Source organism: Streptococcus sp. KHUD_012, from assembly GCF_052588255.1.
Window position 1 is genome coordinate 337,231 of the sequence record NZ_CP159355.1, and the last position, 13,846, is coordinate 351,076.

Below are 13,846 nucleotides of genomic sequence, written 5' to 3' on the forward strand. Positions count from 1 at the left end.
TATGAATTTTTAAGTAAACAAAATCTTTAGAAAAGAATGCTATAGCAGGGGTGTTCCCTAAGCAGGCATTCCAATCTAGACAGAATGAGCTTTTCTTTAAAAATTCTTTATCAGGTAATTTAATGATAAAAATGAAATTTGACGATCTACTGGTTGGTTTTGTCGTCTCGATTGTGATCTTCTTTAATACAATATCCACTACGATGTTAAATAAGGGCTTTTTGCATGTTGGTGCTAGCTCCCTCTTAGTGGTTGTAGCTCTCTTATTGCTTCGTTTTTTTAATAAAATCTCGATTCCCTATCATTATCTAATCTTGTCTGCCATGTTATTGATGGTAGCTGTTATGGTTTATTTTAAGACAGATAAGTTAAATTTCTTAGTTTATTCTCTCTTAATGATTTTGCTGGTCAATGCGGATAGGAAAGTCATTTTAAAAACTTATGTAGGTGTTGCAGGTACGATTGTCCTTGCAGTATTTCTATTGTCACTGTTAAAGGTTGTTCCAAACTTACAATATAGTCGGGGTGCTGTTATCCGTAATTCATTTGGGTTTATCTATCCAACAGATTTCGCAGCCCATTGTTTCTACCTTTATGTCGCAATCTCCTATTTGCTAAAAGATCGGTATATTGGCTTACGATCTCTGAGTGGCGTTCTTCTAGCTCTCTTTATTATCAAGTTCTGTGACGCTCGTATGAATGCGATCTCGCTTTTGGTCGCTGTCTTGCTCTTTCTCTTCTTTTATTTTACAAAAGAGAAAAAGTTGAAGTTGTATCACTTGTTGCCTTATTCGATCATCCTTTTTTCAAGCGGAATGATCTACTTGACCTATCATTTCTCCTGGTCATCTCCACTTTATGTTCAAATTAATCAATTCATTACTGGTCGGTTAGCCCTGGGTAAAAATGCTTTTAATTTATACCCTTTGAATTGGTTTGGAACAAGAGAGGTTCAGTTTATTGGATCCGGAGGAAGCACAGAGTCTGTCCTCAATTATAATTATGTCGATTCGTCTTATGTTCAGATGTTATTTACATATGGTATCGTACCGGTTGCTTTATTAGTATGTATTTATGTCATTGTTTCAAAATATGAATTCAAGAAGGGGCGTTATTTATTTGTTGCGATCTTGTCCCTCATTGCGATTAACTGTATGATTGAAGCATTTTGGTTTGTACCGACTTATAACATCTTTATGTTCACACTCTTTGCGACAGAAATTGTCAAGAAAAAGCCGGCCAATTCCCTCTCTTATAGTGAGGAAATTGGGGGGATTTGAAGGTCTAATCTATAGCTATGAGTCTAACGAAACGGCTAAGAGTTTAGATATATTTTAAAATAGAAAAATAATGGAGTCTACTATGTACGATTATCTGATTGTTGGTGCTGGTTTGTCTGGAGCCATTTTCGCACATGAAGCTACAAAACGTGGCAAAAAAGTAAAAGTGATTGACAAGCGTGATCACATCGGTGGAAATATCTACTGCGAGGAGATTGAAGGCATCAACGTCCACAAGTATGGTGCCCACATTTTCCATACCTCCAACAAAAAAGTGTGGGACTATGTCAACCAGTTCGCTGAATTCAACAACTATATCAACTCACCAGTAGCTAACTACAAGGGCAGTCTGTACAATCTTCCCTTCAACATGAATACTTTTTATGCTATGTGGGGAACCAAGACTCCTCAAGAAGTCAAGGACAAGATTGCCGAGCAAACAGCTGACATGAAAGATGTTGAACCGAAAAACTTGGAAGAACAAGCCATCAAATTGATTGGTCCAGATATCTACGAAAAGTTGATTAAGGGCTATACAGAAAAACAATGGGGACGTTCTGCCACAGACCTTCCACCCTTTATCATCAAACGTCTTCCGGTTCGTCTGACCTTTGATAATAACTACTTTAATGACCGTTACCAAGGGATTCCAATCGGTGGCTATAACGTTATCATTGAAAACATGCTGGGTGATGTAGAAGTAGAACTTGGAGTTGACTTCTTTGCCAATCGTGAAGAGCTTGAAGCTTCAGCTGATAAAGTTGTCTTTACAGGAATGATTGACCAGTACTTTGACTACAAACATGGGGAGTTGGAGTACCGTAGTCTTCGTTTTGAACACGAAATCTTAGATGAAGAAAATCATCAAGGGAATGCGGTCGTCAACTATACAGAGCGTGAGATTCCTTATACTCGTATCATTGAGCATAAGCACTTCGAGTATGGTACACAACCCAAGACAGTTATCACCCGCGAATACCCCGCTGACTGGAAACGTGGGGATGAACCCTACTATCCAATCAATGATGAAAAGAACAACGCTATGTTTGCCAAGTACCAAGAAGAAGCAGCTAAAAATGATAAGGTCATCTTCTGTGGACGGCTAGCAGACTATAAATACTACGACATGCACGTGGTCATTGAGCGTGCTCTAGAAGTCGTAGCAAATGAGTTTGATTGAAAGAAACCATAATCTATGAAATACTACTTAAAAGAAGAATTCCTGCATGATGTCAACGCAAAGAACGCAGGAAATAAAGCACGCAATGACGTAGAAAGTATTGTGAAAGAAGAAGGCTATCATCCTTTGGTCCTTTCTGTCGACAATTGGTATCAGATGAGTACCCTTGTGGCTCAACGCCATAAGGCCAAGGCTTTCGGTCAAGCCTTGGATCAACTAAAGCAAGGAGATGAGTTGCTGATCCAGTTTCCAATGCTTCACCATAGTTTTTTCTCAACCCATTTGGTTAAAAAAGCACAAAAAAGAGGGATTAAAGTCTATCTCTTGATTCATGACCTAGAAGTGCTTCGCCATGCCAATATGACGTCACTACCTTTAAAACACAGAATTCGGATGTACCTTCAAGAAGCAAGTTTTCTCAAAGCAGCTGATGGGATCATCGCCCACAACCCGGTGATGAAATCTGTCTTGGTGGATAAAGGAATTGCGGAAGATAAGATTGTCAGCCTGGGCATTTTCGACTATTTGATTCCAAATTTCCAAGAAAAGAGTGGCCAAACAAAAGACCAGCCGATCATTGTGGCAGGTAATTTGGCCCAGGAAAAAGCTGGTTATCTCTATGGTCTTCCTGCAGAACCTGCCTATAATCTCTATGGTGTTGGTTTTGATGAGAGTAGAGCTTTAGAGAATGAAACTTATTTTGGATCCTTCTTACCGGATGAGCTTCCTGCAGCTCTTGAGGGTGGTTTTGGACTTGTCTGGGATGGGGATAGTGCGGAAACCTGTAGTGGCGTCTTTGGGGAGTACCTTCGCTACAACAACTCTCACAAGGCGTCGCTTTATCTAGCATCGGGCTTTCCGCTGGTGGTGTGGAAACAGTCAGCCTTGTCTCACTTTGTGCTTGAGAAGGACTGTGGGATTGCCGTAGACTCGCTTCATGACTTGAAGGAGACCATCGACAATCTTTCAGATGCCGATTACCAAGATTTAGTGGACAATGCCAAGCGTGTTGGCCAGGAAATCCGAGATGGTCACTACTTAAAGACAGCCTTAAAGCATTTATCATAAGATCAAAAGAAGCCAGACAGACTTCTTTTTTAGTTTTTCAAAAAAATATCACTAATTTTAAAAATTTGCCTTATAAAACTTTTCATCGCTGAAACCGTGTGGTAAAATGATTAACGTATAAAATTTGTATAAAGGGAAGTTTATATGAAAAAGAAAGATCTTATTTTTTATGCCGGAGCGGCAGTCTTGATGGCTGTATCTGCTCAGGGAGTCAGTGCAGATGAGCTGGTTTCAAACGAGGCCGCTACTACTGAAGGCAACCAAGTCCAAGCTGAAAAAGCGCCAGAAGTGGCCGTTGCTGAAAAGTCGGTAGCACCTGTCGCAAGCAACTATGCAGCACCAGCAAATGTGACTGAACAGTCTGTAGCACCTGCGAGCAAGACCACGGCTTCAGAAAGTGGAACCCCATCTGTAGAGAAAGCTACAGAAGCATCGACGACTGAGAAAGAAGAAACTCCTCTTCCGTCTAATACAGGAAGCACGACCTTCTTTAACACAGGCGCTCACGCTCCTGCTGGTCGTTCAACAGATGTGGCGGTTCAACCAAAATCATTCGTTGATGTGAGTAGCCACAACGGAGACATTAGTATTGGCGACTACCGTACCCTAGCTAATAAAGGCGTGGGCGGTGTCGTTGTCAAATTGACAGAAGACACTTGGTACAAGAACCCAAATGCGGAGAACCAAATTCGTAATGCACAGGCTGCGGGTCTGCAAGTATCGACCTACCACTTCTCACGCTATACTTCTGAGGAAGCAGCGCGTGCAGAAGCGCGATTCTACATTGCAGAAGCGCAACGCTTGAATATTCCAAAGAACACCCTCATGGTCAATGACTTTGAGGATGCCAAGATGCAGCCAAATATTAACCGCAACACCCAAGCTTGGGCGGACGAAATGCGTAAAAATGGTTACACCAACTTGATGTTCTACACCAGTGCTAGCTGGTTGGATGAAAACAATCTTCGCAAGAAAGGTCCTGTCAACACCGCTCAATTTGGTCTTCAGAATTTCTGGGTTGCCCAATACCCTTCTCCAAAACTGTCTGTAAACGATGCGAAAAGCTTGCGTTACAATGGGAAAGCTGGCGCCTGGCAGTTCACTTCTCAAGCGGAATTGCTTCCAGGAAAACACCTCTTTGACCACAGTGTGGACTATACCGGTCGCTTCACAGCGAACGCAAAACCTGCAGCGGATCCAACAGAAGGCAGCTTAAGTGGGAAGATTGATATTGTCAATAACGATACTATGACGGGCCGCTTTGACGTTGTCATCTCAAATGTTCAGGCACCAAATGGAGTTCGAACCGTTTCTGTACCGATCTGGTCAGAAACAGGTGGTCAAGATGACCTTGTTTGGTATACAGCTAATCGTCAAGCAAATGGGACCTATATCGTCAATGTCAAAGCAGAGAACCATAAAAACTCAACCGGTCTTTACAATGTCCATCTTTACTATGTTCAGAACAATGGACAAATGACGGGTGTGGGTGGAACAACGACGACAGTAGCCATTGGAAAGAAAAATCAGACACCAGTATCAGCTGATTTGACTATTGCAAAATCAGAAAAAGACGGGACCTTCACCATTACAGCTAAGAACCTTCAAGGCTTCGATGGCTACAAGGAAGTGAAGATTCCATTCTGGTCTCATGCGAATGGCATGAAAGACATCATCTGGTATACTCCGACTCGCCAGGCAGACGGTTCTTATACTGTAACAGCTAAAGCCAGTGACCACGAAAATGCTGATGGCAAATACGAAGCGCAGGTCTTCTATGTAGATGCCCAAGGTCAAAACAAATTTGTGAAAAAGGCCTTTATCGATTATACGGCGACAAAACCGGCCAATGCTGTCGCAGCTGATCTGACCATTACAAAATCAGAAAAAGACGGCACCTTCACCATCACAGCTAAGAACCTTCAAGGCTTCGATGGCTACAAGGAAGTGAAGATTCCATTCTGGTCTCATGCCAATGGGATGAAAGACATCATCTGGTACACTCCAACTCGTCAAGCAGACGGTTCATATACTGTAACGGCCAAAGCCAGTGACCACGAAAACGCTGATGGCCAGTATGAAGCGCAGGTCTTCTATGTGGATGCTAACGGACAAAACAAGTTTGTCAAGAAAGCCTTTATCGATTACACAGCTTCTAAACCATCTGCTGATCTGACCATTACAAAATCAGAAAAAAATGGCACCTTCACCATCACAGCTAAGAATCTTCAAGGCTTCGATGGCTACAAGGAAGTGAAGATTCCATTCTGGTCTCATGTCAATGGGATGAAGGATATCATCTGGTACACTCCAACTCGCCAGGCAGACGGTTCATATACTGTAACGGCTAAGGCTAGTGACCACGAAAACGCTGATGGCAAATATGAAGCGCAGGTCTTCTATGTGGATGCCAAAGGCCAAAATAAGTTTGTCAAGAAAGCCTTTATCGATTACACAGCTTCTAAACCATCTGCTGATCTGACCATTACAAAATCAGAAAAAGACGGCACCTTCACCATCACAGCTAAGAACCTTCAAGGCTTCGATGGCTACAAGGAAGTGAAGATTCCATTCTGGTCTCATGCCAATGGGATGAAAGACATCATCTGGTATACTCCGACTCGCCAGGCAGACGGTTCTTATACTGTAACAGCCAAAGCCAGTGACCACGAAAATGCTGATGGCAAATACGAAGCGCAAGTTTTCTATGTGGACGCTCAAGGTCAAAACAAGTTTGTTAAGAAAGCCTTTATTGATTACAAAAATCAATCTCGTCCAACCGGCACTCTCTTGATCCAAAACAACAACAAGGATACAGGAACATTTGACGTCATCATCAAGGATGTCTACAGCCCTAAAGGGGTGCAGACTGTGCAAGTTCCTACTTGGTCTGATAAGGATGGCCAAGACGATATTCGCTGGTATGAAGCGACTCGCCAATCAAATGGAGACTACAAGGTATCCGTCAAAGCGAGCGATCACAAGAACTCTACTGGTAAGTACCATGTTCATCTTTACTACATCCAAAACGATGGATCTCGGATCGGTATTGGTACCACTACTACAGACGTAGAAGTTAGAAATGCCATGACCAAGACGCAAGCTTCTATCAAGAATGTCAATGCAACAAACGGGACTTATACAGTAGCTGTAGATCAAGCACCTCAGGGACGTCAGATTAAGAATATTCGTGTCGCAGCTTGGTCTAAAGCGCACCAAGAAAATCTTTACTGGTATTCCGCAACGCCGACAGGTATGCACACAGAGATCACTGTCTCTGCCAATAATCACGGTAATGAAGCAGGAAACTATACCACTCACGTCTATGTAGACTACAAAGATGGAGGAGTTGAAGGTTTTAACCTCGGTCAGACAGCCTTGTCTCCACGAAATCAAAAGGTGAATCCACAAACAACCTATTATTCTCAACGGGATCCTCGTTGGGCTGGAAAATATTACGGTGTGAGCAATGTCGATCAGTCAGGTTGTGTGCCAACCTCCCTTGCTATGACCTTTACAGATATCCTAGGTAGAACTGTTTTGCCCACAACAGTAGCTGATTATCTCTACAACAATACTGATTCATTCAACAAAGGTGAAGCAGGAACAGATTCTGATGGGATTGTAGCTGCCACTCGTAACTGGGGCTTGAAGAGCCAATTGATTAATGGAGCTGGAGGCATTGCAGAAGCCCTCATGGCTGGCAAGCATGTACTTGCTGCAGTAGGTAATAGCCAATTTACTAGTGATCCTTATACTCATGAATTGGTCTTGCATGGTTATGACAATGGAAGAACCTATGTTCGCGATCCATATAATAGCGGCAACAACGGCTGGTACTCCATCAATTATCTTCACTCTATTAAGAGTAAGGACCCGATGGATAACAAGCTTGGAGCACCTTTCTTCTCAATTTTTGCATAAGCTAATCAGAAGGCCAATCTGGCCTTCTGTTTTCTTTAAAAATAGGATTCTTCTCATGATATTGTTTCTTGATCCGGCGGTTTGTGCTATAATACTACTATGTGGGTACAACCGTATAAAAAATTGTAAGGAAGATACATGAAAAAGAAAGATCTTATTTTTTATGCTGGGACAGCCGTTTTGTTGGCTTTTTCGACACAACAAGTCAAAGCCGATGAGCAACATGCGTCTGATCAAACACCAGAAAATACATCAGCTATCGTTGCAACAACAACTTCATCAGAAGCACAGAATACCGCGAGCGAAGAAGTGGGAGTTGAGAAAGGTATTCAGACAGAAAATACCGTTGCAACAGAGGCAGCACCTGTCACACCGACTCTTAGCAATAACCAGTCTTCTGACAAGGGCACTAGCGACAAGGTTGTATCAGAGCAACCAGCACCAGCTGTGGTAGCTAGTCGTGCACCATATGGCGCACGCGCACGAGTGGTAGCAGCAAGAAATGAGAGTGTTCCTCAACAGGAATCTCCGGTTTCCGCAGATTTGACTATTGCAAAATCAGAGTCAGACGGCACCTTTACCATTACGGCTAAGAATCTTCAAGGCTTGGATGGTTATGAAGAAGTGAAGATTCCATTCTGGTCTCATGCCAATGGGATGAAAGACATCATCTGGTACACTCCAAATCGTCAAGCAGATGGTTCTTATACCGTAACAGCCAAAGCCAGTGACCACGAAAACGCGGATGGCAAGTACGAAGCGCAAGTCTTCTATGTGGATGCCAAAGGCCAAAACAAGTTTGTCAAGAAAGCCTTTATTGACTACACAGCTCCTAAACCATCTGCTGATCTAACCATTACGAAATCAGAGTCAGACGGCACCTTTACCATTACGGCTAAGAACCTTCAAGGCTTCGATAGCTACAAGGAAGTGAAGATTCCATTCTGGTCTCATGCCAATGGGATGAAAGATATCATCTGGTACACTCCAAGTCGTCAAGCAGATGGTTCATATACTGTAACAGCCAAAGCCAGTGACCACGAAAATGCTGATGGCAAATACGAAGCGCAAGTTTTCTATGTGGATGCTAACGGACAAAACAAGTTTGTCAAGAAAGCCTTTATTGACTACACAGCTCCTAAACCGTCAGCCGATCTGACCATTACAAAATCAGAAAAAGACGGTACTTTCACTATTACAGCTAAGAACCTTCAAGGTTTCGATGGTTATAAAGAAGTGAAGATTCCATTCTGGTCTCATGCCAATGGGATGAAAGATATCATCTGGTACACGCCAACTCGCCAGGCAGACGGTTCATATACTGTAACAGCCAAGGCTAGTGACCACGAAAACGCTGATGGTCAGTATGAAGCGCAAGTCTTCTATGTGGATGCCAAAGGACAAAACAAGTTTGTCAAGAAAGACTTTATTGATTTCAAAAATCAATCACGTCCAACTGCTAGTCTCTTAATCCAAAACAACAACAAGGACACGGGCACCTTTGACGTCATCATCAAGGATGTCTATAGCCCTAAAGGGGTGCGGACTGTGAAAGTTCCAACTTGGTCTGATAAGGATGGCCAAGATGACATTCGCTGGTATGAAGCAACCCGTCAAGCGAACGGAGACTATAAAGTATCGGTCAAAGCGAGTGATCACAAGAATTCTACCGGTAAGTACTTTGTTCACCTTTACTACATTCAAAATGATGGTTCACTAATCGGTGTTGGTGGCACTAGTACAGAAGTTGAATTCCGAAATGCTCAGACCAAGACACAAACAGGGATCAAGAATGTCAATTCTGGTGCTGGAACCTATACAGTAACGGTGGATCAAGCGCCTCAAGGCCGTCAGATTAAGAATATCCGTGTTGCTGCTTGGTCTCAAGCACACCAAGAAAATCTTTTCTGGTATTCAACAGCACCTTCTGGAATGCATACAGAAGTGCAGGTCTCTGCAGCAAATCACCAGTACCAATCAGGTAACTATACCACTCACGTCTATGTGGATTATGTCGATGGTGGCGTTGAAGGCTTTAACCTTGGTCAAACAGCCCTTCATCCCCGTGCGACAGTAGATCAAACTGCTTTTAGTCCTCGTGTAACGAATGGACAACGGGACCGTGTCTTACGGGCAGCAGCTAGTCTAGTGGGCGTTCGTGGCGGAACTGCAGCTCACCAACAATTGGTCAATGATTATAACAGTGTCAAACCACTTCCGGTTGGTTATGCAGTGAAGGCGACCGATGACTGGTGTGATATCTTTGTCACAACAGTCTTCCAGCGGGAAGGTTTGAGTGGTTTGATTGGTCGTGAATGTGGAGTCGAACGTCACATCCAGATCTTCAAACGCTTGGGCATTTGGAATGAGGATGGTACCACTACACCAAAAGCAGGGGACATCATCACCTTTAACTGGGATCAAAATAGCCAACAAAATAATGGCTTTGCCGATCACATCGGAATTGTTGAGAGCGTCTCAAATGGAATCATTCATACCATTGAAGGAAACTCCAACAACCAAGTCCGTCGCAATACCTACCGAATCGGACATGGCAATATCCGTGGATTTGCAACTCCTCGCTATCAATAATAAAAAAAGAAGCCACAGGCTTCTTTTTTGAATGCAGATAAGTTTTTAAAATAAAATGAGAGATTCTGTCAATTGTTTTAAATGATTTTTATCTTTTGAATTATTCGATAATGACTGGAGACTTTACGCAGTGAGAAAAGTGCTTGAAATATTAGAATTTCAAGCACTCGGGAGTTTTGAGAGTAAAACAGTTTGGGAAACTGTTTTAGCCTGAGCCTAGAAATTAAAGAGCGAAGGGGCTCAAAACTAAGTCATGGAACTTCTTTGAAGTTCGCTGACGTCCGTACTCACTTAAGGAAAGTCTCTAAGAAGAATATTTCAGTTCTTTTCTCATTTTTTCAACCCTTCTTCGAAACTCTTAGAAGGGGCCTCGACTTGGATGGTTTCAAGGGTTAATGGATTGGTGAAGGTCAAGCGGTGGGCATGGAGCATGAGTCGCTCTCCGCGTGCAGGGTTATAGAGAGGGTCTCCGACAATCGGGTGCCCATGATGGGAGAGATGCACCCGGATCTGATGGGTACGCCCCGTCTTGAGTTGGCATTTGACCAGGCTGTTTCGCCCGATTTTTTTCAGTTGCGTCACCTGAGTTTCTGCGTACTGTCCTTTACGTGGATCGACCAGGCGCTTGCGCCGATCGTGGCGATCGCGTCCGATTTTATCCTTGTAGACGATGGTCTTTTGTGCTAAGCTGCCTTGGATCAAGGCCCAGTACTCGCGTTGGATTTTTTTATCTTCTAAAATACGGTTGAGAATGGGCAGGATAAAAGGGTTTTTAGCAAATAAAATCGCTCCGCTGGTTTCCTTGTCTAAGCGGTGCACGACGTAGCAGGTAGATCCAACATAGCTGGAAACATGGTTGAGAAGAGCAATTTCTGTCGGCTCATTGGCATGGGTTTTCATGCCTTCAGGCTTATTGACGATGATGACATGCTCATCCTGATAGAGTTCTTCGACCAGACTCGGGTCTCCGGCTGGGAGCTCTTTTTCAGGGTAATCGTCCGCGTCAAAGATCAGCTGGATCTGGTCTCCTTTTTGAACGGGGCTCTGCCAGTTGATGGTCTCGCCATTGACCAAGACGTGTTTCTTGGTTCGTAAAAAATGCCGGATCTTACGGGGAATGAGGAAGTAGTCCTCAAGCAGCTCTTTCACAGTCATCTGGGGAAAGGATTGTGGAATGGTAAATTGATAGTTCATGACCCTATTGTAGCAAAATCTAAGCTTAAAGAAAACTAAATGGGAGAAGGGGATGAGCTATCTTTTCTTGCTAGGACAAGGATAAGGTGTTACAATAACAGGTATGAATAGAATAAAAGAATTATTTGACAACCTGATCACTTTTTTTAGAAAGGATCATCCGCCCAAAGCGGTGGCAGAAGAAGTGCCAGACACGGAACTACCGGAAGAGACAGTAGAGCCGACCTATAGTCGCTCAGGCAAACACAGAAGCAAGTCTCTCTCTCAGCATCCTTTCCGTCGTTTTTGGCGCCGCTTCCATTTGACCAAGATTCTCCTGATCATTGGGCTAGGCTTTAGCCTCTTGACAGGGGGCTATCTCTTCTACCTTGCTAAGACGACCAACGTCAAAGATTTGCAGAATGCACTCAAGGCGACCACTATTATCTATGATAAGAATGGGGACCAAGCGGGAAGTTTGACCGGGCAAAAAGGAACCTACGTCGAGCTCGATGCTATTAGTGAGAATCTGCAAAATGCCGTGGTCGCAACAGAGGACCGGAGCTTTTACAAGAATAGCGGGATCAACTATGGTCGCTTCTTCTTAGCGATTTTGACCCTGGGTCGCTCAGGTGGTGGGTCAACCATCACCCAGCAGTTAGCCAAGAATGCTTACCTGTCTCAGGACCAGACGGTGGAGCGTAAGGCCAAGGAATTTTTCCTAGCGCTTGAAATCAATAAGAAATACAGTAAAAAAGAAATCCTCACCATGTACCTCAACAATGCCTATTTTGGAAATGGGGTTTGGGGAATTGAGGATGCATCCAAGAAGTATTTTGGGGTTTCAGCCAGTCAATTAAGCCTGGATCAGTCTGCTGTTCTCGCCGGTATGCTCAAGGGACCTGAAATCTATAACCCGCTCTATTCGGTAGAGAATGCGACCAATCGCCGCAATACGGTCCTCCAAAATATGGTGGCGGCTGGTTATATTGACCAGGCAACGGCGGATCAGTCTGCTGCTGTCGATATCCATGGTCAGCTAGTCGATGCCTATGAAGGTAAGTCAGAGGATTACCGCTACCCATCCTATTTTGATGCGGTCATCAATGAGGCGGTCAATGAATATGGCCTGACTGAAGAAGACATTGTCAAAAATGGCTACCGGATCTACACCGAGCTGGATCAAAATTACCAAGCAAGCATGCAGGTGATCTATGACAATACGGCCCTCTTCCCAGTAGCAGAAGACGGCACGCGCGCGGAATCTGGTAGTGTCGCCCTCGATCCTAAGACCGGAGGGGTTCGGGCTCTCGTAGGGCGTGTCGGAAGCGATCAAAATCCAGGTTTCCGTACCTACAACTACGCTACCCAGGCTGCCCGTAGTCCAGGATCGACCATCAAACCTTTAGTCGTCTATAGCCCAGCTGTTGCTGAAGGTTGGTCGACCAATAAGGAATTGGACAATAGTACCACCCAATATGGAAGCTATGAGGTTAATAACTATGCGGGAATCCAGTCTAGCCCAACGGTACCGATGTACCAGGCCTTGGCAGAATCCCTCAACCTTCCAGCCGTAGCGACCGCTAATGATTTGGGGCTCGATACGGTCTTTGAGTACGGGAAAAAATTCGGCCTCAACATGGACAAGGTGGAAAAATCGCTTGCAGTTGCCTTGGGAGCTGGTGTGACAACCAATCCGATGCAGATGGCTCAAGCCTATGGTACCTTTGCTAACGGCGGGGTCATGAATGATGCTCACCTCATTACCAAGATCGAAAATGCAAGTGGTCAAGTGGTCAAGAGCCACAGCCAGAAATCAACCCGAGTGCTTAGTGGGTCAACGACAGATAAGATGACTAATATGATGCTTGGTACCTTCAGTAATGGTACAGGGGTCAACGCTGCGCCTTATGGCTATACCATGGCAGGGAAAACCGGTACGACAGAGACCAGCTTTAACAAGGACCTCTCTGGAGACCAATGGGTGATCGGCTACACGCCAGATGTGGTCATCAGTCAGTGGCTTGGTTTCCCAACGACCGATGAAAATCACTACCTGACGGACAGTAGTGCTGGAACGGCATCTGAGATCTTCCGCAATGTTGCCAACAGTGTTCTGCCTTATACAGACGGTACCCAGTTTGACTCGGTGAAGAACTCTTATGCTGAAAATGGCATTGCGCCAGTCGGAGAAGAAAATACAGAAACAGATAGCAAAGAAGATAAAGGTTTCTTTGAGGATGTCAAAGAAAAGGCGTCGAATATGGTCGATGATGCGAAAAAAGCAATCGACGAAGCCGATATCCCAGGAAAAGCGAAAAACGCTTGGGATACCTTCAAAGGCTGGCTTGGTTTCTAAACAAAAAACGATTCAGAGGAATTTCTGAATCGTTTTTTGCAGATTGAAGACAAAGTCTTCTTAGAAACTTTCCTTAGGTGAGTACGGACGTCAGCGAACTTCGAAGAAGTTCCATGACTTAGTTTTGGACCTAAGGTTCCAAAACTCCCGAGTGCTAGAAACACTAGTGTTTCTAGCACTTTTCTCACGGCGGAAAGTTTCTGTTGAAATGATCCTAATAGTATTAATTATTTTAATTTTTCAACATCACTTAAGTTGTTTTATGTAAAA

The 13,846-nt window shown here is 43.9% G+C and carries 7 protein-coding genes; 6 read left to right on the top strand and 1 reads right to left on the bottom strand.

The annotated features are described in order from the left end of the window. Nucleotides 1–122 precede the first annotated feature (122 nt). The 5 genes from ABVF55_RS01880 (at nt 123) to ABVF55_RS01900 (ending at nt 10,044) form a co-directional block, all read left to right on the top strand. Entirely contained in the window at nt 123–1,280 is a 1,158-nt protein-coding gene (locus tag ABVF55_RS01880; RefSeq protein ID WP_201087984.1) for a polysaccharide polymerase, read from the top strand. Between the two features lie 82 nt (nt 1,281–1,362). Further along, entirely contained in the window at nt 1,363–2,460 is a 1,098-nt protein-coding gene (gene glf / locus ABVF55_RS01885) for a UDP-galactopyranose mutase (protein WP_201087983.1), read from the top strand. A 15-nt stretch (nt 2,461–2,475) separates the two neighbouring features. After that, on the top strand, nt 2,476–3,528 hold the full coding sequence (locus ABVF55_RS01890; RefSeq protein ID WP_214259987.1) for a galactofuranosyltransferase: 1,053 nt from the start codon (nt 2,476–2,478) through the stop codon (nt 3,526–3,528). Between the two features lie 144 nt (nt 3,529–3,672). Continuing rightward, nucleotides 3,673–7,452, top strand: a complete 3,780-nt coding sequence (locus tag ABVF55_RS01895) for a GBS Bsp-like repeat-containing protein (RefSeq protein WP_445285430.1) — start codon at nt 3,673–3,675, stop codon at nt 7,450–7,452. 138 nt (nt 7,453–7,590) lie between these two features. Beyond that, on the top strand, nt 7,591–10,044 hold the full coding sequence (locus ABVF55_RS01900) for a GBS Bsp-like repeat-containing protein (protein ID WP_445285431.1): 2,454 nt from the start codon (nt 7,591–7,593) through the stop codon (nt 10,042–10,044). Nucleotides 10,045–10,374: 330 nt separating this feature from the next. Here ABVF55_RS01900 and ABVF55_RS01905 read toward each other — a convergent pair whose 3' ends face one another. Further along, nucleotides 10,375–11,238, bottom strand: a complete 864-nt coding sequence (locus ABVF55_RS01905) for an RluA family pseudouridine synthase (protein ID WP_195487261.1) — start codon at nt 11,236–11,238, stop codon at nt 10,375–10,377. Between the two features lie 103 nt (nt 11,239–11,341). Here ABVF55_RS01905 and pbp2a point away from each other — a divergent pair, with 103 nt between their 5' ends. Further along, on the top strand, nt 11,342–13,576 hold the full coding sequence (gene pbp2a, locus ABVF55_RS01910; RefSeq protein ID WP_445285432.1) for a penicillin-binding protein PBP2A: 2,235 nt from the start codon (nt 11,342–11,344) through the stop codon (nt 13,574–13,576). Nucleotides 13,577–13,846: the final 270 nt, after the last annotated feature.

What these genes read in the sequence shown, in the direction of transcription:
- ABVF55_RS01880 (WP_201087984.1), top strand. Translation starts at nt 123, where the DNA reads ATGATAAAAATGAAATTTGACGATCTACTGGTTGGTTTTGTCGTCTCG.
- glf (WP_201087983.1), top strand. Translation starts at nt 1,363, where the DNA reads ATGTACGATTATCTGATTGTTGGTGCTGGTTTGTCTGGAGCCATTTTC.
- ABVF55_RS01890 (WP_214259987.1), top strand. Translation starts at nt 2,476, where the DNA reads ATGAAATACTACTTAAAAGAAGAATTCCTGCATGATGTCAACGCAAAG.
- ABVF55_RS01895 (WP_445285430.1), top strand. Translation starts at nt 3,673, where the DNA reads ATGAAAAAGAAAGATCTTATTTTTTATGCCGGAGCGGCAGTCTTGATG.
- ABVF55_RS01900 (WP_445285431.1), top strand. Translation starts at nt 7,591, where the DNA reads ATGAAAAAGAAAGATCTTATTTTTTATGCTGGGACAGCCGTTTTGTTG.
- ABVF55_RS01905 (WP_195487261.1), bottom strand. Translation starts at nt 11,238, where the DNA reads ATGAACTATCAATTTACCATTCCACAATCCTTTCCCCAGATGACTGTG.
- pbp2a (WP_445285432.1), top strand. Translation starts at nt 11,342, where the DNA reads ATGAATAGAATAAAAGAATTATTTGACAACCTGATCACTTTTTTTAGA.